The organism is Cupriavidus gilardii (assembly GCF_013314895.1).
In the GTDB taxonomy this organism is placed as follows: domain Bacteria; phylum Pseudomonadota; class Gammaproteobacteria; order Burkholderiales; family Burkholderiaceae; genus Cupriavidus; species Cupriavidus gilardii_C.
Genome location: NZ_JABTYE010000017.1, coordinates 57,210 through 79,712, shown reverse-complemented (window position 1 = coordinate 79,712; position 22,503 = coordinate 57,210). Strand labels below are relative to the sequence as shown.

The 22,503-nt window shown below is 62.6% G+C and carries 18 protein-coding genes and 1 pseudogene; 5 read left to right on the top strand and 14 right to left on the bottom strand.

The window, feature by feature from the left end; translation table 11 throughout:
• Positions 1-358 precede the first annotated feature (358 nt).
• On the bottom strand, positions 359-703 hold the full coding sequence (gene tnpC / locus HTY53_RS17140) for a Tn3 family transposase post-transcriptional regulator TnpC (RefSeq protein WP_053821762.1): 345 nt from the start codon (positions 701-703) through the stop codon (positions 359-361).
• The gene (locus tag HTY53_RS17135; RefSeq protein WP_116359811.1) at positions 696-3,695 is read right to left on the bottom strand and encodes a Tn3 family transposase; all 3,000 of its coding nucleotides are present in this window, start codon (positions 3,693-3,695) and stop codon (positions 696-698) included. Before HTY53_RS17135 ends, tnpC begins: the two co-directional genes overlap by 8 nt.
• A 129-nt stretch (positions 3,696-3,824) precedes the next feature.
• Here HTY53_RS17135 and HTY53_RS17130 point away from each other — a divergent pair, with 129 nt between their 5' ends.
• Positions 3,825-4,127, top strand: a complete 303-nt coding sequence (locus tag HTY53_RS17130; protein WP_217435658.1) for a DUF305 domain-containing protein — start codon at positions 3,825-3,827, stop codon at positions 4,125-4,127.
• 101 nt (positions 4,128-4,228) lie between these two features.
• On the top strand, positions 4,229-5,005 hold the full coding sequence (locus HTY53_RS17125) for a DUF305 domain-containing protein (protein ID WP_223819833.1): 777 nt from the start codon (positions 4,229-4,231) through the stop codon (positions 5,003-5,005).
• Between the two features lie 640 nt (positions 5,006-5,645).
• On the opposite strand, the gene HTY53_RS17120 is transcribed toward HTY53_RS17125, so the two are convergent.
• The 3 genes from HTY53_RS17120 to HTY53_RS17110 form a co-directional block, all read right to left on the bottom strand.
• On the bottom strand, positions 5,646-5,885 hold the full coding sequence (locus tag HTY53_RS17120; protein ID WP_116359809.1) for an AbrB family transcriptional regulator: 240 nt from the start codon (positions 5,883-5,885) through the stop codon (positions 5,646-5,648).
• A gap of 160 nt (positions 5,886-6,045) precedes the next feature.
• Entirely contained in the window at positions 6,046-6,330 is a 285-nt protein-coding gene (locus HTY53_RS17115) for a hypothetical protein (protein WP_116359808.1), read from the bottom strand.
• Between the two features lie 294 nt (positions 6,331-6,624).
• Positions 6,625-6,882, bottom strand: a complete 258-nt coding sequence (locus tag HTY53_RS17110) for a hypothetical protein (RefSeq protein WP_147310448.1) — start codon at positions 6,880-6,882, stop codon at positions 6,625-6,627.
• 347 nt (positions 6,883-7,229) lie between these two features.
• Here HTY53_RS17110 and HTY53_RS17105 point away from each other — a divergent pair, with 347 nt between their 5' ends.
• Entirely contained in the window at positions 7,230-8,807 is a 1,578-nt protein-coding gene (locus tag HTY53_RS17105; RefSeq protein WP_254600001.1) for a sensor domain-containing diguanylate cyclase, read from the top strand.
• Positions 8,808-8,827: 20 nt separating this feature from the next.
• On the opposite strand, the gene HTY53_RS17100 is transcribed toward HTY53_RS17105, so the two are convergent.
• Genes HTY53_RS17100 through HTY53_RS24810 form a run of 4 tightly spaced genes read right to left on the bottom strand, consistent with a single transcriptional unit; the run spans position 8,828 to position 13,434 of the window.
• Positions 8,828-9,043: an AbrB/MazE/SpoVT family DNA-binding domain-containing protein gene (locus HTY53_RS17100; RefSeq protein ID WP_174107780.1), complete on the bottom strand. Its 216-nt coding sequence runs from the start codon at positions 9,041-9,043 to the stop codon at positions 8,828-8,830.
• Between the two features lie 37 nt (positions 9,044-9,080).
• Positions 9,081-9,734 carry a hypothetical protein gene (locus tag HTY53_RS17095; RefSeq protein ID WP_254600000.1) on the bottom strand — a complete coding sequence of 218 codons (654 nt, stop codon included), beginning with the start codon at positions 9,732-9,734 and terminating at the stop codon, positions 9,081-9,083.
• On the bottom strand, positions 9,731-12,694 hold the full coding sequence (locus HTY53_RS17090) for an HsdM family class I SAM-dependent methyltransferase (protein WP_174107779.1): 2,964 nt from the start codon (positions 12,692-12,694) through the stop codon (positions 9,731-9,733). Before HTY53_RS17090 ends, HTY53_RS17095 begins: the two co-directional genes overlap by 4 nt.
• The gene (locus HTY53_RS24810; protein WP_223819829.1) at positions 12,691-13,434 is read right to left on the bottom strand and encodes a hypothetical protein; all 744 of its coding nucleotides are present in this window, start codon (positions 13,432-13,434) and stop codon (positions 12,691-12,693) included. Before HTY53_RS24810 ends, HTY53_RS17090 begins: the two co-directional genes overlap by 4 nt.
• 747 nt (positions 13,435-14,181) lie before the next feature.
• On the opposite strand from HTY53_RS24810, the gene HTY53_RS17080 reads away from it, so the two are divergent.
• The gene (locus tag HTY53_RS17080) at positions 14,182-14,433 is read left to right on the top strand and encodes a hypothetical protein (protein ID WP_144425785.1); all 252 of its coding nucleotides are present in this window, start codon (positions 14,182-14,184) and stop codon (positions 14,431-14,433) included.
• A 250-nt stretch (positions 14,434-14,683) separates the two neighbouring features.
• Here HTY53_RS17080 and HTY53_RS17075 read toward each other — a convergent pair whose 3' ends face one another.
• Genes HTY53_RS17075 through HTY53_RS17065 form a run of 3 tightly spaced genes read right to left on the bottom strand, consistent with a single transcriptional unit; the run spans position 14,684 to position 19,122 of the window.
• The gene (locus tag HTY53_RS17075) at positions 14,684-16,105 is read right to left on the bottom strand and encodes a hypothetical protein (RefSeq protein WP_174107778.1); all 1,422 of its coding nucleotides are present in this window, start codon (positions 16,103-16,105) and stop codon (positions 14,684-14,686) included.
• A 2-nt stretch (positions 16,106-16,107) separates the two neighbouring features.
• Entirely contained in the window at positions 16,108-17,088 is a 981-nt protein-coding gene (locus tag HTY53_RS17070) for an ATP-binding protein (RefSeq protein ID WP_053821748.1), read from the bottom strand.
• Between the two features lie 3 nt (positions 17,089-17,091).
• Positions 17,092-19,122, bottom strand: a complete 2,031-nt coding sequence (locus HTY53_RS17065; RefSeq protein ID WP_174107777.1) for a hypothetical protein — start codon at positions 19,120-19,122, stop codon at positions 17,092-17,094.
• 361 nt (positions 19,123-19,483) lie between these two features.
• Between HTY53_RS17065 and HTY53_RS17060 the strand changes: the two genes are divergently transcribed.
• Complete coding sequence (locus HTY53_RS17060; RefSeq protein ID WP_174107776.1) at positions 19,484-20,074, top strand: hypothetical protein; 591 nt, start codon at positions 19,484-19,486, stop codon at positions 20,072-20,074.
• 343 nt (positions 20,075-20,417) lie between these two features.
• Here HTY53_RS17060 and HTY53_RS24635 read toward each other — a convergent pair.
• Positions 20,418-21,430, bottom strand: a pseudogene (locus tag HTY53_RS24635) (hypothetical protein); the annotation flags it as partial.
• Between the two features lie 98 nt (positions 21,431-21,528).
• The gene (locus HTY53_RS17050) at positions 21,529-22,500 is read right to left on the bottom strand and encodes an NAD(P)H-dependent flavin oxidoreductase (RefSeq protein WP_174107774.1); all 972 of its coding nucleotides are present in this window, start codon (positions 22,498-22,500) and stop codon (positions 21,529-21,531) included.
• Between the last annotated feature and the right edge of the window lie 3 nt (positions 22,501-22,503).

Here is a 22,503-nt window from a genome sequence, read left to right as displayed (position 1 = left end):
GTCAATTGAGCGCTTACACTGTTTGCCTGGTATCCGCGACGCCCACAAGCCCGACCGAAGGCTGCCCAATCAATGCGGCGCCGACTCACTGGCGCGCACCAGAAAGTCAGAAAAATAGCTGCAATTTCCTACACCAACCTCGACTGTACACATCTGATGATGTCCGAGCTTGTTCGCCTGCCATGCCCGACAGGCAATGTACTGCCAGTTGATCGCATCGCTGCAAGCGGAAAAAGTGCGCCGAAGGGCCTAATGGACGCGGCTAAGTTGCTCCGGCTATCGTACTGACTTTTGTCCTGCTGCTTCGTCGGAACCGGCCTCACATGCGCCGTCTCGACGCGCAAGCGACCTAGCCGAGTCAGCTATCGTCGCGAGGGCGAAGCGGCTCCAGCGGGCGCAGCGCTTGAACGGCGCGCTTGAGCAGCAAGATCCAGTCATCCAACTCCTCTATGATGGCCTCGGTTTCGTCCACGAGGGTCGGGCCAGTGGTTGGATACGACAATGCGGCGCCGTTGATCAGAGTATGTGCCATGCCGTGCAAGCGCAGCAGATCGTCGCGCAGTCCGGCTGGCTCACAGCAACGCGCGCGGATCGCATCGAGTTGTTCCACCACGCGCAGGATGGTGGTCGTGTCGAACGTGTCCCGAAGCGCTTGCAACGCCTCAGCGTCGACCCTGCCGTAAGGTGTATCGGTATCAGGCATGGCGAGGCTTGCGGACGGAATGGGCGGGAGCGGCAAAGAGGCTGTCGCGAATCCAGGCTTCCGGCACCCGCTCCAGGTTGAGTTTATAGTCGCCGAAGCGCTTGATGTTGCTAGTGAGGTAGGGACTCAGGAAGCCGATGTCGGCCACGTCGACTTTGATCCCTTCCTTCACCATCGCGCGCAGGGCCTGCATCATGTCCGCCGTGTTCTGAAGAATCACGGCCGAGGCGATCAAGTCGTTGTAGCGCAGACGCTTCTGCTGCTCATCGGGATCGTTCTCGGCCAGCACATCGCCGCCGAACGAGAACCATTTGGCAAAGCCATTGTAGGACTCGATCTTGTTGGTGGTGGCGGTGATCTCCTGGCGCAACTCGCGGCTGCCAATCCATTCGAGCAGGAACGCCGTGCGCACGACCTTGCCGAGTTCCTGCGCCGCCAGAAACAGGCGGTTGCGGCGGCTTTCCGAGCCGAACCGGCGCAGCAGGAGCGGCGAGGAGATTGTTCCGGCCTGAATCGATAGCGCCACCTGCATCAGGTCCTTCCAGTGGAAGGCGATCAGGTCCCAGTCCACGGTGTCCGAGAACAGCCGGTCGATGTGCTTGTATTTGATGTTCGCATCGGCACGGTAAAGCTTCAGATCCTGCCAATTGCGGATGCGCGGCATCAGGTTGATGCCCAGCAGATGCGTGAAGGCGAACACCGCGGCCGACTGACCCTGGGTGTCGGCATGCACGGTATCGGCCTCGACGCTCAAGCCGGCCTTGAGCAGACCCTCGATCACGTAGATGGCTTCCCACACGCCGGGCGGAATGAAATGCCGGAACACCGCGATGTAGTTGTCGGCCACATGCCGGTAGGCCACCGCGCCCATCTTGCGGTACCGAAAGTGGTAGCCGGCCAGGAGGTTGTTGTCGTAGAAGTCGTACTGGGTGCCGTCAGCCGCGACGGTCTTGCCATCCCCCCAGTGCTTGGGCAGGTCGAGCCGCAGATACAGCTCGATCAATTCCCGCTGCGCGGTTTCGAGACGCTCCAGGCTCAGATGCCGGCGGTTGACGAACGACATCATGTGCGGCGTGACCCGTTCCCCCATATGGCGGGCCGCCTGGGTGGGTCCCAGGTTGCAGCCCATGGCGAAGATGGTCAGCAGGTAGCGCTCGGCCGCATTGCGGATCTTCGGGTCGCTGCCGGAGAGCGGGCCGAAGTGCCGTGTGAAGCGGGTCCAGTGCTCGATGTTGGCCAGCACGTCCAGCAGGTTGCGCGTCGGCATACGTCGGATCAGCGCCTGCTGCAAGGCAACGGCGCTGGCCGGAATCTCCCGGGCGACGGTGCGCTTGAGCACCGGCTCGCCATCCTGGCCGATGGTGACGTGCTGGCGCTTGTCGGGAAAACCGGCATCCAGCGTGCGCGCCGTGTCGGCGAGCCACTGGCGCAGATACACCACGAAGTCCTGCGCGTTGGCTGGCATGTCCAGCTTGGCGCAGTATTCCGGCAGGCGCCGTTCGCATTCGCGCCAGGGCAGCAGGTGCGCACGGTAATCGGCAAAGGCATCCGAACCCACCACGCACAAGTCGCCGGATCGCAGCTCGTTGACCATATGCGACAGCACACAAAGTTCCAGATAACGGCGGTTGGTGGGCGCGCCCTGGTCGTGGGGGCGGCGCACCAGCTTGCGCCAACGCTCCGAGGCGAAGCTGACATCGACCTCGTCGGCGATCCATTCGCGGTGCAGGGATTCGTTGTCCAGCACCACCTCCAGCGCTGCCAGCAGGGTGCGAGACTGGCTGGTCGACTCCCATTCCAGCACCTGTGCCAGACGGAGCATCACCGAGCGGTGCGCCCGGAAATGCCGCCATAGCAGCGGCAGGTAGTTGTTGCCGCTGAAGGCCCGCACCTCCGCGCAACTCTCGCGCAGCGGCTCCAGATCGCCGGACGGCGCGAGGAAGCGGCGCACCTGCCGGCCTATCAGCGCGTCGTCCTGGCCATCGGCGACGATATCGACCACGCCGTCGAGCACAGTGACGAGTTTCTCCATCTGCGCGCGCTGACGCGACTGGATGCGCTCCATCTCGTCGCGCGCCCGCTTGTGGATCGCGCCCATGCGACGGATGAACATCTCCGCGAGGTCGTCGCGGGTGCGCACGCGCATATGATTGAGCAAGGCGACGATCAGCGTGTAGCGCTTCTCAGGCAGGATCTCCCGTAGATTGGCCGCGTCCAGGCTCATGGCCTGGCTGGCCAGCGAGCGCAGCTTCGAGGCAGGTACGCCTGCGATTGCTCGAGAGAAATCGCCAAAACCGTCCAGTAAGGTCAGGTGTTCTATGAGTAAGTTGAGATGCTTGCGTGATGGACGGCGCGCGTGGCGCTTGATGTTGTTGTAGGCGGTCAGGCGGTTGGTGAATTCCCGGGTGAGAAGCCGGTCCAGCCGCTGCTGATCCTCATCCGACAAGCGCCTTGCGACGCGTCGAAACAGCGCGGTCTGCGTGCGGCTGTGAATCTGCTCGGCAATGTTGACCAGGGTGGAAAACGCTGGCAGCTCGACCTGGTGCAGGATCAGCGCATCGATCGTGGCGTTGATGATGTCCACCTGCTGGTCCATCGTTTCCGCGGCTTCGCGCGCGGCGCGGATCGTGACCTCGTTGGCATCGGTGCCAATATAGGGCTGGACGCCGAGAAATTCGCGCACCGCCGTGTAATGCCGGTACAGCGTGGGGGACAGCTTGCGGTCATAGCCAAACGCGGCATCTGACGCCAGACCAGCGCTGGCGCGCACGTGGTCGATCACGACGACGGGAATGCTGTCCAGGTTGGGGAAGTAATGCAGTTGCTGGAAGACCTTCAGCAGCACCAGCAAGCCAAGTCGCGGACCTTGTCCACGGGTTGAGCGGGTGGCCCACTCCAGTTCCTCGGCATCCGGCGTGTAGCACGCCTGCAGCTCCTTGGTGGAGAAAACCTTCGGGAAACGCGGGTAGGCGGTACGCTCGACGGTGGCCATACAGGATCTCGGCAATCTCTGAAGGGCCAGCCAGTCTAGCCGAGAACGGTGGCAAAATTCTAGACCAGCGTTATAACTAACCTGAATGTTTTTGCTTGTCTATATAACCTCAGGGATTATGATAGCCGATTGCCCGCATCTTGGCACGACCCGCATCATGGTCACACCATGGGTGGTGGAGGAGGCGATCAGGACATGCACCGTTCGATGGCGCCTGGCATGAACAACATGATGTCGATGCAGTCGACCGGTGACATTGATCGCGACTTCGCAAACATGATGAAGATGCACCATCAGATGGCGATCGATATGGCGAGAACGGAAGCGGAAAAGGGTAAATCGCCTGAGATGAAAAGGATGGCCGACGATATCATCAAGGAGTCTCAACGCGATATCAGAAAGATCGACCAATGGCTGGAGCAGAGGAAATAGCGGTAAAACGAACCGGCTATTGGCATCCGGTTCCGGAATGCGCGGTTGCTTGCGCCCCGGCCAATCCTCAGTGAAGTGAACCCTGTACCCGGAGAATGGAAATGTCGACGCAAAACGCTAACGAGTCCCTCCGGGACAGCCAATCACCGCTATTCCAACTGAGCGACTATCTCGCTCGTCGAGTTGCTATAAGGGCAATCGGTCTGGGCTTGGTGATGGCATTGATCCCTCCGCTGTCCCACGGGTCGCAGCCGGGCAGAGGGATCACTGCGGGCTTCGAAGTCCGACTGATTCAATTGATTATTGACCATCACTATTCCGCATTGCGGATGACGGAGTTGGCGGCAGGTACCGACCCACAACGCACCGGCAACCTTACGCCCGACGAAGGCACGTCGCCAACGCCTGGCTACCCGGTCACCCGCCCGAAGTCTTCCCTTGATGAAGTGAAGTCAATGGCGAGGATGGAGAATCGCTCGCAGCGCGAAGAGATCGCACATCTGCGCGTGTTGTTGCGGCAATGGTACGGCATCGACTATGAACCTCGTGTGCGACAGGAACAGCAGCAAATGCTGGCTTTTTTGGACAACGCGCAACCCGGTAGGCAATTCGACCATGTTTTTCTGGAAGTCTTCAGCCGCCATCACTACACGTTGCTCCAACCGTTGAACGCATGTATCACCGGGGCGGACCGGCGCCATGATGAGCTGATCCGCCTTTGCACCCAGATGTGGCACGTCCAGACAGCGGCCGTCGACGAGATGCGACAGCTGCTTGAACGCCATTTCCACATTGCCGACTATCAGCCCTTCAGCGTAGACCGCCCACTGCACGGGCAAGCGGGTAGCCCGAGAGGGCAGCATAGCGGAGGAGACTAGTCCCAAGCGGGGACCAACAGGGCCACGGTCGAGGAGGCACTAGTGCCCCAACACGTAAACCGACCGTGGCTACAGCAGTCACTTTACTTGACGAACGCCGCGCATCGAGTGTGCGCCCACGCCCATTGTTGTCTGGCCAAGCCACGGTGTCATGCGCGCGCCACCAGCGGCTCATCGAAACCGCTCGGTGCAACGGCGTGTCGGTAGGCAAGGTCGCCAGCCGGATGGCCAAGCTCGATGTAGGTGCAACCCGGCGGGCATTGCTGTAGGACCGCGCGTGGAACTGGGTTAGCGACGCAATGCGGCCCGATTCAAGCAGTGGCGCATCGGGGAGAATGCAGATGACCGATTTTGTGTTCGACTGAGGAGCGTGCGAGCAAATCTTGCCGCTCGAGCCGGTGATCGCATTGCGTGTCCCGCGTGCGGCTCGACCGAAGGCAAAATAAGAATGCCGACTGGCCCTTTGGCGCACTTGTCGACTGGGTCTTTGGCCAAGCCCGTGGGCTCACGGACTGCAGCGCCCACTAGGATTGCTGACGGCTCCATTCGATGGCAGAATTCCCCCGCCCGCACCCCAATGCGGACATTGGCGCGACGCTCCCAGAAAGCTCGCGCTTTTTTTTGCGCCAGCTCAAGGCCGTCATGACGGGGCTTGGCGATCGGCCTGCTCCTGGTCGTCGCGTTCGTATGGCAATCCGTCAGGGGAAAAACTGGCGAACTTCTGCACGACACCGGCAAGCGAGCGCCGTGCAGGTCGGATCCGCAATTCGTCGCCGATGCGCTCGATCTCCAGTTCGATATCCGTATCCTCGTATGCAAGCGCGGCCGGAATACAAACCGCGAACGCGTCGCCATACTTGAAGGCTCTCGTGATGGCCATTTTTCCTCCGACGGTCGTCACGTTGCAAGCGACCGGGCTTAGCGCTGCGCACAATAACCGGCAGCTGCTTCGCCGGTGACGGCAGCCCGCGACGCACCTAAGGCGAAGAAGGTAACAGAGTCTCAGCGATCCAGCCAAGCCGTGCACGGCCGCGCCCGGTTCACTGCAGTGGGGTAGCTCCGCCTAAGGTGAACGTCATCAGCCCCTCATCGAGCGCCTTTTTGATGCAGCCAATCAATTGGCCTGAGGCCTGCGGCGTCAAGCTCAACACGGTGGGCAGCCCCTCCACCTGGCCAGAGACGCCCATGACGATATTGATGTCGACGCGGTCACCTTTCAGCGTCACGCTCAACGGCCCATCAACAGGAATGGTCAACGAGCGGTTTTGCGCCGCGGCGTCTTCGGCCCGCTGCTGTGCGCTCGCGTCATTGTTGTCTTCGGCCACTTGATGTCCTGGTTGATTATAGGGAAATGCCGTAACGCCACGCCACGCCCTGGTCCGGCACCGCGCATAACGGGAAGAATCCGGCGTTGCGCGCCATTATGCCCCGCCGAAACGTTGACGATGGAGGCATCCTGTGGGCGAGCCGTGAGGGCGCTGGGACATGTCTTATTTGTATCTAGTCATGGCAGTCCTCGGCCTTGACCGAACACCACCGCTGAAAAAGACGCCCGCCGCAGCGGGCGCTACGCCGGGTCGGGAATCCGGCGAAATCGATCGTCCGGTGAACACGGCGCGCTAGCGACGGTCCGAAAAGGGGCCTGAGTGTGCTGTCAGGCGCTGCAGCAGCACGGCGTCCTCCAACGGCGCCGGCGCTGGCTCCAGGTGCAACACCGGGGCGTCGGGAAATATCGCCGCGATCAGATCGGTCGGCATCGGTTCGGTGGGCAACGGGCCCAGTTGCAAGACCCGGCTGCCTTGTACTTCCGCCACCATCCAGCCTTCTGGTACATGGTAGAGGGCGGCAATCAACGGGTCGTCGGCTCGGTCGGTCATCGCACACATGAAAGTGGGCACGGCAGCGATTGTAGAGTCCAGTCGCCATAAAGTGCCAGAGACGGTACATAATCGGCGTCGGGAAAACCACACTGTCCCGCGCAATGAATCTGGCCCGACTTGAGGCAACTCTGCTCCTGCTGCACACGCAGGCGGCCGCACAACGCCGTCGCCTATTCAGGCAACGCTGGCGCCCTGGCCGCATTTGTGTGGCGCATGCGAACAGCGTGCTGTGGCGCTTGCATGCCCGTATCGCCCTGCTCGAGCGCTACCTGGCGAGCGCGAAGGCACAACGCCAATCCGACGAGCGAGCGTGGATTTTGCCGCCCATGGCTACGGTGTAGCGAATGGGCAACCCGCGCACGACAACGATGACCTCAGCTCCAGACACCGCCATTGCTCCCTTGCCGCCGCAGCCGATGACGGCTGCCCGCTTTTCGCCGGCCGCGTTGATGGTCCCGCTTGCCTTGATGCTGGTGGCCGCGATCACGGCGCTGACAGCCACCGCACTCCTGCAGATGCGCCGGGACGCGCTCGCCAGCGCCCGGGAGGCGTCAGCCAATCTTGCTTTGACTCTGGAGCGCAGCATCGCGCGCAACCTCCAGTTGCACGAGGCCTCGATGCGCCATGCGCTCGATGCCATGCGCAATCCGGCCGTCATGGCGTTGGCCCCGTCGCTGCGCCAGCGCGTGCTGTTCGGTGCGTTCAACGAAGGCGAAGACATCGGCGCACTGCTGGTGGCCGACGCACAAGGGCGCCTGATCCTCGATTCCCGGCACTGGCCGCCGCGCGCGGTGAACCTGGCCGATCGCGACTACTTCATCGCGCAACGAGACCTGGGGCAGTCCGCGGTCTACTTGAGCCGGCCGTTCCAGCCTCGCTTAGTCCCCGACAACCCGACATCGATCGCACTGAGTCTGCGCGTGCCGGGCCCCGACGGCCAATTCGCGGGCATCGTGGCCAGCACGCTGCGGCTGGAGTATTTCCGCAAGCTGTTCGCTGGCGTGGCCCTGGGCGAAGGCGGCGCGCTGGCGTTGATGCGCCATGACGGCACCATCCTCATGCGCCGGCCCCTGGATGCCAGCCTGATCGGCCGCACGGTGCCGACCACGCCCGCGTTTGCCCCCATGCTTCGTGAACCGCATGGCGAACTGATTGCGGCAGGCACAGTCGACGGCATACGGCGCCTGTACAGCTTCCGCCGGGTCGATGGTTTTCCGCTGACGATTGTGGTGGGGCGTGCGATGGACGACGTGCTGGCCGTCTGGCGCACGCGAGCGTGGTGGTTTGCCGGGCTGGTGATGGCGATGAACCTGGCCATCGTGACACTGGCCATCTCGCTGGCACGGCAATGGCGGCGACGCCTCGCGGTCGAAGCGCACCTGCGCTGGCTGGCGGACACTGACGGCTTGACCGGCCTGGGCAGCCGCCGCGCCCTGGATGAAATCGCCGACCGCGAATGGCGCCGCAGCCGGCGCGAGGTGCGGCCGCTGTCGCTGTTGATGATCGACGTGGACTATTTCAAGCAGTTCAACGACCGCTACGGCCATGTGGCTGGCGATGATGCGCTCGCCGCCGTGGGCAAATGCGTTCGCCAGCAGTTGCGCCGTGCGGGCGACTACGCGGGCCGCTATGGCGGGGAGGAATTTGCCGTGTTGCTGCCCGGCACTGACGCGGCGCGCGCAGCGGCCATCGCGGAAGCCGTACGGGCGTCGGTGCTTGCGCTCGGCATAGAGAACGCGGGAAGCCCCTTTGGCCGAATCAGCGTCAGCGTTGGCGTGGTGACTGAAGGCAATGGTAGCGCATCGCCCGTCTATCCGGACCTGCGGGCGTTCTTTCGTGCAGCCGACGAGGCGTTGTACCGGGCCAAGCGCGCCGGCCGCAACCGCGTGTTGAGCTTGCGCGCTGCCGATTCACCAGCATGATCGGCTAGTGGCCGCACCCATCAGGGAGGCTCCTTGCCGATGGGCGGGCCGCAATCCACCTCCCCATGGAAATTCTCAGGCGTGATGCCAGCTTGCAGCCCATCGAGGTCGTACTGCGCCTCGCGCAGCGGCTCGATGACAATGTGCTCTCCGCGTACGTCAACGGCCGCATTCACGCGCAAGTTAGCCGCTTCCATGATCGCGGCCGGGATGCGCACTGATGCGCTATTCCCCACTTCTTTCCTCCCTCACAGGCTCTCGCCGCGTTTTACTTCAATGGTCCAGGGGCAAAAACGCGTGGTGTAGGGCGATGGCCTCGGATGGCGGGGTTCGCGCATGCCGACTTTGCCACGTTTGCCCCTCAATGATCATGGCTGGCGCTAGGCGGTCCGCGTGGCGCGAGACACGGGACAAGTAGGCGTTGACGCCGCGCACCGCCGCTGCACAGGTGCCCGAGAGCACATAGCCAACCATGAAACCGACCGCGTGGTTCCCACCATACTTGCCGGCAGCGAATCGATCGACGCCTTCGATCACGTACTCGCGACACAAATGCGTATTCGATCCGGCGATCCGCTTGCATTCGATGATGGCATGGGGATCGTGCTCCTGCGTGCGCAAGAACACTTCGATTAAAACCAGCGGAATGTCGGTGCGCCCATCCGGCAGCACCACGCTGGGCGTCGAGCGCGACTCGGTGCCCGGCAGCACGACAAACTGCAAGGGCGAGTTCTTCAGTGCATGGCGCATGCCATCACGCAAGCGCTCGGTCATCAGTACCTCACCTGCGTCGGTGTTCACGTCTGCGGCCGCACACGCGTGCTGCCAACCTGCTGCCACCGTCACCAAGATAGCAGCCACCACCTCGGGAGCCAGTTCGATGAACTGCCTGCCAAGGGCCGATGACGTCTCATAAGGAATCCTCAAGCGCGCCCCCCTACAAAACTCTCCGCCACAACGGCATCGGCATCCTCCAATGCGGCAATGTCCATCCAGTGACGGCGCGCTGCCGGCTTGATGATGACCACCTCGTTGCGCCCGTGCAGGCGCAGTTCTCGCTCGGCACTGACTGCCGTGGCAATTTTCACTTGCAGACGATTGCCGATTCCCGCCAGCACGTCGCGCAACTTCCCGCCCGGACGGATCATGGACACGCTGCTCTTTCCCGGCCCCTCCTCCAAAATGAAGCGCACGACGCGAAGCGCGGCCTCCTTCGGCAGATCGATAATCTCTGCGCGCATATGCCGCTTCTTGCGCACAGAAAGCCACGCGTCCATGACGGACAGGAAGGTCCCTGCATACGAGGTCACTTCCACGTTACTGTCCGATGGCGCCATGGCGGCTTCACGCCCCTGCTCCCATTGCCAGCCCGCACGCAATAGTCCGTCTTGGATCACTACGCGGTCGGCCTGCCCTAGCTCATACAAATCGAACACGGCATCATCCAAGGCCTTCCAGTCTTCGGCCTGGACTTCGCGTTCGCGCAATGCCCGTGCGAGCACCAGAAGCCGCTGGCCTGCGGCCGAACTGACGGCGGACGAGAGCTCCGGCACCGGCAGCATCTCAACGTCTCGAATCAGCAGCTTTCGCTTGTAGACGCCGAACTCGGAAGCAGTCAGGCCGAAGAACCACGAAGCCAATGCGGAACTCAGAATCATGGCGAGCAGATCGGCCACCGGCTTCTGGCGCGCAGGCAATGACGCTGCGAAAAATGCGTCGGTGAAGATCAGATCCTGTTCAGCCACCGCCACGATCGCCCTTGGCTGAGCGAGCAGCATCTCCTTGACGATCAGCAGGGGCGCCCGATAGATTTGGCGTGCGCGCGGTCGTTGCGCCTTGGCATGGTGGTATCTCGCAAGACCGTCGGCAATCTGGAAGTGCCGCATATCACGGGTCTGCAGCAGCCCCAATCCGTTGAGCTCGCTGGCATCGAGCGTCCAGTTTTCCCGTTTGCCTTGGGTCAGCCCATCTCGGAATTTGGCATTCAGGACGGCAAGCCGCTCCCCCAGACTGCCATGCGTCATCGTCAGCTCATCGAGCAACATCAGATCCCGGCGACGCCCCACCGCGGCCGCTTTGAGCTTCAGGGGCTGCTTTTCGATTTCACCTAGCGTGAGCTTGAGGATGTCACTTGGAGCGACTTCGAACGAATGAGTTTTCGCGCCGCTGGGTGTCCATGGAATCTGCACGACGGTGATCTGATCGGCCCGCTGCTCGGACCGATGACGGGCGAAAAGCACCACTGCCGGCATCGTGGCGGTGGCGAACAGCCAGCTGCACAAGTTCGATAAATTGACCAGCGTCACCGGCGCCAGCATGCGCATGACATGGTGGGCCGCCTTCATTCCCGTGCCACTGCGGCTGAAGAACGGCGTGGCGCTCAGAATCACGCCAAAGCGAGTCTGCGCATGCGAAAACTCGGCCGCCCGCAGTACAAAGTCCAGGCCCTCTCCCCGCGGCTGCGTGGGTACCCCGGTGGTCATCGCTTGGCGCCGTGCCTGCGTACCGGATTGTCCCTTGAAGCTCCAGGGGGGATTGCCAACAATCAGGTCGAACTGCTTGAGCCCCGTCGACGTGGTTAGCACCGCCTTGCCGTCGCCTTGCCGTTCGATGGTCCTGGCATCGCCCACGAGCAACGTTCTGCCAATCAACGGCTCGAATTTGAGCGACTGTGATGGCTGCGGATCCGGATCGAGTTCGAGCGCGGCCAGGTACAGGCTGAAGGCGGCCACCCGGATCGCGGCTTCGCTGATGTCCACACCATGCACTTGTCCATAGAGGGTGGAGCGAATCAACTCCCGCGTGGGCGGTTTGCCACCGGCGCGCAGATACACTAGGCGCCGCAGTGCTTCGACTAGGAAGACCCCTGACCCGCAGGTCAGATCGAGCACCGATTCCCGTCCCGTCAGGCCATCCATGACCTCGTCGAGAATCAGCGACACGACTGACAGGCGCGTGTAGTGCACGCCGTTGCGCAATGCCTCCGATTTCTGCCCGTTCGCGTCCGGATCGGCATGCGCGAACTGTTCATAAATCGAACTGATCAGTTCGACCGGGATGACGTCGAACTGATACGGGAAGAATGTCAGCTGGCCAGTTTGCGGATCGACCGCTTCGAGGAACTCGGCGACGCGCTGCAAATGCTGAGCGGCCGGCGTCGTTCTCACCGACGACGGCGGGAACATGTCCCCGTTAAAGGTTTGCGCCAACCACTGAAACAGCTTGGTTGTAGCACTGCGGTCGCGCAGAATCGCCGGCAGCGCCGTGTAGCCGCACACGCGCCGCAGGCGCGCGGCACTGACGATGCCGCGGTCAATCAGGTATTGGGTAAAGATCACCCGTCCGATCAGCGCTTGCGCCGCGCTGCGTACCAGATTGCCGGCGACCAAATCCCGTTCGAGAAAGGCCAGGTCCGAAAGCAGCTTCTGGTCGACACCGGTCTTGCGATCCACCGCCGGTACTTGCGCCCAGAACTGACCGGTTTCAATCGCCAGTCGCCCGGCCAGTTCGTCCAGTCGATGCAGGGAGTCTTCGATCGTTTCGAAGCGCCCGATCAAGTGCTTTTGCGCGTCGCCCTCCTGCAGCGGGGTACCAAAGCCGTTGTACAAGTCGATGCGCTGGGGGGAAACGACCCACAGCAGTGGCGAAAATCCTTCGTTCCATACTTCACGCCGCCATTGGCTGACAACGTCATCGGTCGGGGGAGTCGCCTCGAACTTGAAGTAGACCGTTAGCGCCGAGGCGCTACGCCATGATGCATCCGGCACGAAGGCGCGGCCGCGCCGGGAAGCCTGGGCATCGCGGCCCAGTCGCAGGCCGGCTGCGGGTTGTCCGTCGGGAAGAAAACCCGTTGCCGCAAGAACGTGCTCTAGCGTTGCCGATATCACGCCCGGCTCCGTACGGCTTCGGGTGGAAAGGGAAGCGCAGCTTGCGCCGGCGCGCTCATCGCGGGCAACACCTGTTGTTGCAAGCGGGCAATCAACGGATCGAGCGCAACCACCAGTGTCGGTTCCGTCAGTACGTCTTTGCCGCTCCACGAATCGGCCCCATGCAGGCTGGCCGTGGTCGGTGTGACCAGCACGATGGCGCCTTCCATCAGTGGCGCGCTTGCGGCGAGCACCCGGAACAACGCATCCACACCGACACTGACCGAACCGATGTGAACGCCCAATGAACTAACCAACGCCTGGGTGACGGACAAACCGAGCAAGTCGGCGAAGCTAAAGCGGGCCGCTTTCCCCGTCTTCGAAGCGAGGTAGGGGATGGCCTTGCGCCAATGCCTGACGGTTTCCGTCGACACCCCGGTGAGGGTACGCATTTGATCCTGCGTGAACTGAATAGCGGTAACAGTCGGCATTCGCGTTGCTAACAACATAAATATGCGTTGATTCTCCCATGTACTTCCGTTTGAGGCAACGGCATACTGCGATAACAATCGCGGCACGACGGAGTTCCATGCGAGCGACGCTGGAATGACAAGACATCTACTAAGCCACAGCCGGCGCTTGACATGGCCGGCTTGGTCTTCGACGGCGCGGTCACCCTCGCTCTGCTGATTTCCTTGGAGACCGGGGGCAATCTTGCGCTGACGCTCGAGCGCAGCATCTCCCGCACCCTGCAGGTGCATGACTTGCGATCGCCGGCGTCGCAACTTCGTTGCAGGAACCCGCTGTCGTGTCGCTGCCCGCCTCCTGCGGGAGCGCGCCCTCTTCGACTTCGCCATCAATGCCCAGGACACGGGATCATTGTTCGTCAGCGATGCGCAAGGAAAACTTGCGCTTTGACTCGCAGCAGTGGCCGTCAAGTCGCTCTACGTCGCACATCGCGATTACTTTTCAGGCGCGCCACTGGGATTACGCCGGGCTGTACATCAGCCGGCCGTTTCAAGGGCGCCTGCAGCCGAGCGATAAATTCCTGGAGCTGAGCCGGCGCCTGATTTCGCCTGACGGCAGCCCGGCGCTGGGTACAGTGGCGTAACCCCTTGCTAAGCCCACCGGAGGCCGGGATTGCCGCTGACGGCATGAGCGCGCTTGCCCCGCTTGGCAACGGGGGCACGGTATAGTATCGACGGGGTGGCAACGTCGGGAGCATCGGATGCGAACAAGAATACGGAAGTCGGGCAAGGGCGCCTCGCTCCGGCTCCCGGCCGAGATCGTGGCAGCGACCAGGGATGAGTATGACGTAGAGGCTCTGATCACCGGCATCACACCTGAAAACCGCCACGGTGAAGTGGATTTCGGCCCGGCCGTGGGCCAAGAACGGCAGACATCCGGCCATCAAACGACGTCTGCCAAGCCCCATTCACCGAGCAGACGCCGGCCATGATGGCTGCGGGCACAGCGGCTCCTCTTCCAGGCTGCTATACAATCGATGCATGAAACCCGTGGATGGCTCGCGCATACGCTATGGCGACCAAGTGCGCCTTGCGTTGATTGATGGCCATCACTATTCGATGGCTGAGGCGACGCGCGCTTGTGGTTTGTATGGTCGGCTGATTGAAACAGGGCACCGCCTCGCCAGCCCGGCGTCACTCGTAGCGGTGCAGATCGCGCGCCGCGACCGCGCTGCCGCCAGTGCCCTGCAGCTGGAACGGCGCGTCAAGGCGCCTCCGCGTCGACCGTTTTAGCCCGCCTGCCGTCACAGGCGGCTTTTTTGTCGCCCCACCGTACCGGCAGCCGATCGGTGCGCTTCATCCCTGGCCGCACCAGCCTACTCGCTACGGCCGGCTGTCCCAGAACATCCGCGGAACGCGACCACGATGCCCAACTGATAGCTGCCGGCCCGGTCGGTGCCCTGATTTCGGGCTGGGATTTGACCGTAGAGGGTTGGCGGCCGCCGGCGGTCCCTCGTGCGCCCGGCCCGCCAGCGCCGCCCCCTCACCCTCGACCCCGGTGGTCGGCCGATCGCCAATGCAGAAGCGACGCCCCCTGTTCATCGCTGCGCAAGCGCACACAGTAGAGGGGGTCCTGGCGGTGGGAAGGATGGCTGCCGGCTTCAATATCGTCCAGCCAGCGCGTGATGGCGCGATGCTCGCTGTCGATCTCCCAACGCGCGGCAGTCCGGAACAGTTCAAGCAAAGGGGAGTCCCGATTCCATTCGCAGCAGGGCCATACCGATTGCATGGTGTATAGGTAACCGTCTGGGGACACCTGCGCCCCCTCCTTATAGGAAAGCACGCCAGCATCGCGCATCGCATGCGATTCCTTTAGAAAGCGATACATCTCTTGCTGCGCGAGCCGCGAGGGCAGCGCCCTGCCCCGGCTTCCCCAGTCTAGCTCTAGGTCCTGCACCGCCACTTCAAACGGGCATTGCACCGGCTCTTGCCCCAACTCATCAGGCTGGGTCTTGATCCAACAGAACGCGCCGAACCCGGCCTTGACGCGCTCCCACCGACACCCGCAGGTGCCATGGCGCTGCCTGATCTGCTGCTGGACGGACTGGCAGTACCACGCTGGAGAGCCTTCGGACGTATCGCCGGTATCCTTATAGAAGGCAAACAGGGAGTCAAACCGCAAGCCACGCCCGCCAAGACGTGCCAGCTCGCGACTGACTGCGCCCGGAAATCGGGTCTGATGGACGATCCAAGTGTCACCGCAGTCGGCAAACAGCGGCTCGAGCTCGGTGGGCAGCGGGGCCAGCGTGCGCAGCTGGCCAATGGCCTGGGCCATCGCGACTTTGCCACGATGCGTACCTGCCTCGGACCGCCACAGCTCGCCAGCCTGCATCCGCTTGGCGGCTTCGCACGCGTCGTGCACCCACGATGCCAGCATCAACAGAGCGCCGGGCTCGCGCGTCGGGAATGCCGGCGCGAAGTCCGGCCAAGCGGCGCAATGCCCTTGCATCAAGCGCTTTAACTCCCGTATGCGGCGGGCCCCTATGGTGCCGGTCCCGTCGGCCGGCACTGTGGTCAGCGCCACCCGATGTACGGGGCAGTTGGCCAACCACGGCATCTCGTGCAGGTAGCTGTGATAACCATGTTGCGCACAGGCTGCGCAATACCGAACGCTCGCTTCGTGGCTGTCGACCGGAGGGGGCGCATAGGTGCCGCACTCCTGCAAATCGAGCGTCTGTTGGAGTACGTCGGCCAACCGCGCCGGGTTCTCGCGCAATAGCGATGACACCCGCGCGACGTCATCATCGGAGGGAAATCCCGGATGGTGTGGCTCGATTCCCAGGAACGCGGAGCCGGCTCGCGCGGAAATGCGATTGAACGCGCAAAACCTGGCGACCAACGAAAGCGCCGACTCGTAGGGCCGCAGATTATCTGGCCACCAATTGATCGAGGGATAGCTCGCCACCGCTAACTGCCCGCGGCGATGATTCTCATGTGGTCAGAGAAGTTGGTCTTGGCCAATTCTCTGAGCCAATTCTCGTAGCAGGTCGCCTCGTCCCAGTCCATGCCGCGGGCCAGTTGGAACAGCACGCTCTCGGTCGCCTTGGCAACGTGTTGCATCGGAAACTCATGCCGCCGTCGCGCCTGCTGCGGTGACAACTCGACCAGGGCGTTCCAGAGAAGCTTGGCGCTGCCGGCCAGCCGGCGCCCGCGGGCAAAGTCCTCTGGCGCAAAATACGCCAGAAACGGCACCCCGCTGTCGACCGGCCATTCGGAGTCGACGTCATAGCCGTTCAGCACATACTCGATCTCCTGCACCGAGCGCAGACCGTGAAAGCGCGCATGGGCTGCCATGAAGCGGGCGGCCACATGCGCGTTGCCGGTGCTGGCCATGTATTCATGTCGATAGTTCAATTGATGCGTGCCGACCGAGAAGACGCTGAGCAGGTAACCGTCGTAATCGAGATCGTTCTGCAGGCCCACCAGCCACTTCCACTCGCGCAGCGTCAAATCCTGCGCTTCGTCAATCAACAAGACGACATAGTTGCGACACGCATTGTTGGCGATGGCAATGAAGCGTTGCCGACAGAGATAGGCCGCCTCGACCCGCTTGGGCACCTTGGCCGGGTTGACGAACTCGAAGTGCGACGCCATCAGAATCTGATGCCAGAACGCCGCTTCGTTGGAATGACTGTCGGGGCGTCGGCTCCATACCACCAGGGGCACGACTGCGCTAAATCGCTCCTCCAGCACCTTGCCGACATACCACTGCACGCAACGCGACTTGCCGAGCCGCGACGCACCATAGATATAGCCGCCCGGGCGCTGCTGATCGATCCATTCGCCCATCTGCTCGATCATGGCATGCATCGGCGGCGTGTAGATCGCATACTGCTTGGTCACAATGCAGTGACGCGGATCGATGCGCTCGGGCAGCGAGAACGACACGTTCTACTCCGTTCGCGCCATGCGCCGCGGGGGAAGCTCACCCTTCCCATCCGTGCCCGGGTCACCGGTTGTGTCAGCCCGTGTCACGGCCGGCGCGACCTCGGGCGCCTCCCCACCTCGGGATGACCCGCCGCGACCGCGCTCCAGCGCGGCATCAAGCATCACGGCGCCAATGGAAAGCTGGGAGGCCGCCGCCAAGATGCGCCTGGCTTCCAGGTACGCCGGATGAACCGGGAGCTTCTTGTGCGGCTGCGTCTCGACGTACTGGATGAAGGCTTCGATCGCATCGCCGCCGGGGGAAATCGCAAACTGGCCTCTGGCACAAGCGCGGCAGATGGCCGCGCGTACCGCCAGGCTATGCGGCGATAAGTGCCATGGCGGCGCTGCGCGCAGCACCCCCAACGGCACACCATCGAGCGTTGAGGCCAGCGCAACGCGGCAATCGTCCTCTTCATGGCAGATCACCCAGATCTCGGTGCCCACCAGATCCTGCCGGTTGTGCAGTACCTCGTTGCTGTAGCGGCCATAATGGAAGGTCACGTACGGTGCCCGCCCCACCGCCGCGCCGCCCCTGACCACACAACGCCTTCTCACGCTAAACAAGCCTTGCATGGCGGCGGCATCCACCCGGCGCCACGTCTCGCCGCCATGCCGATGCAGGAAGGCCGCATACTGCAAGGGCGTCCGGTTGCCAATGCCGCGGTGAGGGGTAGCGTTATAGTTGGCGATCAGCACGCCCAACAGCTCTTCGGCATATTCGTACTGGAAGCGGCTGGCCAGCGCCACGCCGTCTGGCTCACGGCCCTGCCGATCTTGCGGCTTCGCCCCGGTCGTGTTGGTCAAGCGCTGAAAGCCACGTCCGGCGAGGTTGCGGAAAAACGACTCAATGAACGGGCGATCGTCTTTGCTTCGTCGTGCCGCGAACGAATTGCGCGGCTCCAGCAGGGTCGAACCCACGGCCTGTTGGAGCGCAGCGCGAACGTGCTGGCAGGTTTCCGCCAGTGCGCCGTCGACGCTGGTTTCATCCCAACACAGCCCCACAAATTCCTCGCCGAGCGAGCCAAGCAGCCCTGCATCAGGCAAGTATGGGGTGTCGGAAAAGGTCACGGGACGCAGCTTCGGCCGGCTCAGTCCGGTCTTGATTGCCCGCAGGACATCGTCTTTCGAGACTTCTCGCCCGGTGCTGAAGTAGTAGCCAACCACCGCGCGCGAGACCACCTCGAGGATCACAATCACCCAGAGCCGGTGCACGATCTTCTCCGTGAAGCCGCCGCCGGCGAGCGGCAGCGACACGCAGAAGCGACCGTCCAGTTTGTGCGCGTCCATTTCGACCCGCTGCATGAACCGCAGGGCCGGCCGACCGGATCCATCGCCGGCTTTCAGCTTGCGCACCAGATCGGCTCCCCCGATGCTGGCTGCGAGCGATTTCGGGTCCGAGGACAGCACCTGTTCAACGAAGCGACAGATCGTGAAGTAAGCGCGAGTCGATGTATTGAACGGCCAGTCGCCGCGCGCCTCATAGCCGCGCTCGCGCAGTTGGTCAAGAAACCACAGCCAATGCCGTCGGGGCGATCGCCTGGCCTCGGATAACCGTTTGGACGATGGGCTAGAGCGAATCCGGGATTCGAATGACAGGCGCAGTTCCGGGTGCGCATCCAGCGTGGCTTGCAGCGCTCCGGCTGCCCCGCCGCCGAACCGGTCGACACGGATTTTCGTGCGGCGGCGGTATGGCCGTACTCTTAGCCACGGCACCAAGCCACGCCAACCATACGGCTGGCCATCTGGATGCGCCTGAAGACAACGCTCGGAAATCAAACGATAAACTTGCTTGTCACTGAACGAGGTCAGACGCTTGATGGTGTGGGCGTCGGCGCCGGAAAGATAAAGCTGGACCGCGTGTTTTCTGGAAAAGTACAAGGCGCGCCGCGGATCGTCGAGCGCGCCCTCGTCTGGCGTTGGCCAACCCGACGTGTCGACGCGTTGGCCACGAACGACTCGCCCGCCGCCGTAATGTTCATCGTTGCCTGGATCCATGAAGCGGTCCTCGACTTGGCAGGACGGGCGACATTGCCTAGGAAAACGTTTGAACGATAGAAGGCTTGCACGAGAATGCAAGCGACGCATCGGGCCAGGGCTGACACGCAGTCAGGCTAGGCGCGTCTCACAGGAGAAGTCCGTAGTGAACTTGCTACAGCCTTTCCCACCCCGTCTGCCGACCGTCGCTGCGGTCCTCTTCCCGACAGTCGCGCGAGGCTGGCAAACTTCCCCAGGACACCAGCAAGCGAGCGTCGTGCCGGGCGGATACGCCCAGTTCATCGCCTGCCGCTCGATCTCTGCACAGATTTGTTACAATTTTTAACTCGATGAGCCAGCCCTCTTTTCATTGTGAGCGGCAATGGGAAACCCCGACGAACTAAGCAGAGAAGAGCTGTTGCTCCGCCTCATCGAGCGCTACGTCATGATTGGTGGCCGTTACTACCGTGACATACCGGCGGAGCAACAGGCGCAATACCTACCCGACGTCTGCGAGAGCGAATCGTATCGATGTGAACGGTTGCGACAGCTGCTATATGAGCACGGCGCATTTCGAGGAGTGCCCTTCCGAAAGGGACCGATCGAGGTGATGGACGCCTTTATCGCCGAGGGTCCGCAGCGGCTTGCGGCAGAGCGCGAGAGACAGCGCGCCAGTGCCGAAGAAGACGAGCAAATGCGGAACCGACTTCTTGCACGGCAAAGAGAGCGCGAACCTCAGATTGACAAGACCGCAGACAAGCACCGCCGGCTGAGCTGGCTACCTTATGAGTCGGGGCCCAAAGGCCAGATTCTCGACCTCGTCAGTGCAAGCGTCAAGAAGTTGCACGCGGTCCAAATCGCCAAGCAGCTCGAGATGGAAGTAGCCGATGTTCTGGAAGGACTGGCGTCGCTGATCAGGTCAGAACGCATTATTGCGAGGGGCGACGGCACGTTTAAACTGGCAGACGAATAACCTGCCGGGGAGACACGCCCCTTCGCACGCTACCTGACAGACTGAAGATGTAACATGGCCGCCGTACATCCAAAGAACACTTTAAGTTGAACCGTTCAACGCAGTAACAATTTTCTGCAACGTTTGTTCAACTAAATTTGTTACTAGGCAAGCGACAAGCAGCGTCACGCCGTCAGTGCGTGAGTAACAAAATTACGCAAAACAACGGGTCCGTTAGACACGCGGATTCGGTTTGAAAGATTCGGTGTTTTGAGCGGGAACTCCCGCGGCACCTGACCGTGGGCGGCCTTGCTGATGCCCATTCAGGCCCCCAATGCCTGTCCTATCTGCCGTGCTCCTTTTACTTCATTGCTAGCCAAAGCCGCGTGCTGGCGATGCCGATACCTGGCTCGCCGGTCAGGTCACCGACCAGTGCAATCTCCAGACGCCACAGGCGCTGGCTGGTCGGCAGTCTGCGTTCCGTCAGGTAGCGCTCCAATGCCCGCCGCGCCACCGGCGGCAGGGCCACCTTGCCGCAGCGCCCGCCCCTTCCCCGTCAGCTTCAGCTACTCGTCACCCTGCCCGTCGATCTCGATATCGCTGAGCCTGGCCGCGATCAACTCGCTGGCCGGCAATCCGGTGGTTTAGCCGAAGTCCGGCACGAAACGCAGGCGCTGCGCGGCCGCGGCCTCTCTGCCCGAGGACTACTCGAGCCCGTCGGCTATGGTCCGCACCAGCTTCCATTCGCCTTCGGTGAAGGCGTGCGAATTGTCCAGCGCCGCCGTGCGGCCACCGCCCGGACCTTGATGCCGGCGAACGGATTGGCGAGGACGTATCGCTGCTGGACCAGCCAGCGGAATCGCACCAAGAATCGACAGCGCATGAGCGGCCGAGCGTGCCGATAGTGCGCCGTTGAATGGCCGCCAGTCCGGCGACGAACGGGGGCGTGGCGGACCGACCCACCGCTCGCGCGGCGTGGGTCGACGCAGGAAGGCGCGATAGGGACGGCGTCCTCGGCGCCGAAGGCGCGTGCCGGGAGCCAGCGACCGATGTCGTCGGTGATCGCGGGCCGTGGCGGCGGGAGCGTGCGCAAGACGTCGATGGCACGGTCGGCATGCCTGCCCTGCTTCCCCGGTTCGGACGCCGGTATCTCGAACAATGCGGCCAGATCCTCGCGACCGCGCTCGCGTGCCAGCAGGCAAGCCGGCGGCGAATGCGGCCGAGCACGGCCCGCGAGGATCGGCCGTGCGCCCTCTCCTCCCGCAGGTACTGCGTCACGGCTTGCCGCGAGCTAAGGCCGGCGTGCCAAGCGCCCAGCGCGGCTCGGGAGGCGGCATCGGGGAACGCCGGGGAAGCGTCGGCAAGCCCCGCATCGATGCGCGAGCTGGCGGCTGGTGCAGGGTCAGGTCGGGTCAGACCATGCAAAGAGGATCCTCTCTGCCAGCGGCACTGACAGAGGAACGACCACATCTGGCTCAAACAAGTCCTGCAAGCCGGCCGCGAATGAGAGTGTCCGCATCGGCAACGATCCGTGAGATGAGATCGTTCACCGACGGAACATCCCGGATGAGCCCAGCCACCATGCCGCAGGACCAGGCCCCGGAATCCAGCTCGCCCGAGCGCATCACCTTCGGATAGACGCCACCCACCTCCGGAATGATGTCCTCAAAGGTAATCCGAGAGCCAAGCTGGCGCTCTTTCTCCAGCAGCCGCTCTACGCCCACGTTGTTCAATACACGTTCGGTGTTGCGCAATGGGCGCATCACCAGCCGCGTATCCAATTCGGAGGCCTCAAGAATCGCCTGCTTGACGTTCGGATGCACCGGAGCCTCGGCCGTTGCCACAAAGCGCGTCCCCATATTGATCCCATCGGCTCCCAACGCCAGGGCAGCGACCAGCGAACGGGCATCCGCCATTCCGCCAGATGCCAGAAATGGGATCCGAAGTTCATCGGCCGCACGGGGCAGCAGAATGAAATTGGGCACATCGTCTTCACCAGGATGCCCCCCGCATTCGAAACCGTCGACACTTACCGCGTCGCAGCCTATCTCTTGCGCCTTGATCGCATGGCGGACAGAGGTGCATTTGTGGATCACCTTGACGCCCGCTTCGTGAAGCATCGGTATCCATTTTTGAGGATTATTCCCAGCCGTCTCCACGATCTTCACTCCCCCGTCGAGGATCGCGCGGATGTAGCCCGGGTAGTCGGGCTGCGTGCGTGCTGGCAAGAATGTCAAGTTGACTGCGAAAGGCTTGTCGGTCATGTCGCGGCAACGTGCAATCTCCCGTGCCAGATCACCTGGGGTGGGCTGGGTCAGCGCCGTCAGGGTTCCAATACCTCCAGCATTCGATACAGCAGAGGCCAACTCCGCCAGGCCGACAAAGTGCATGCCCCCCTGCATGATCGGGTGCTGGACGCCGAAAAGTTCTGTGATGCGTGTTTTCATAGC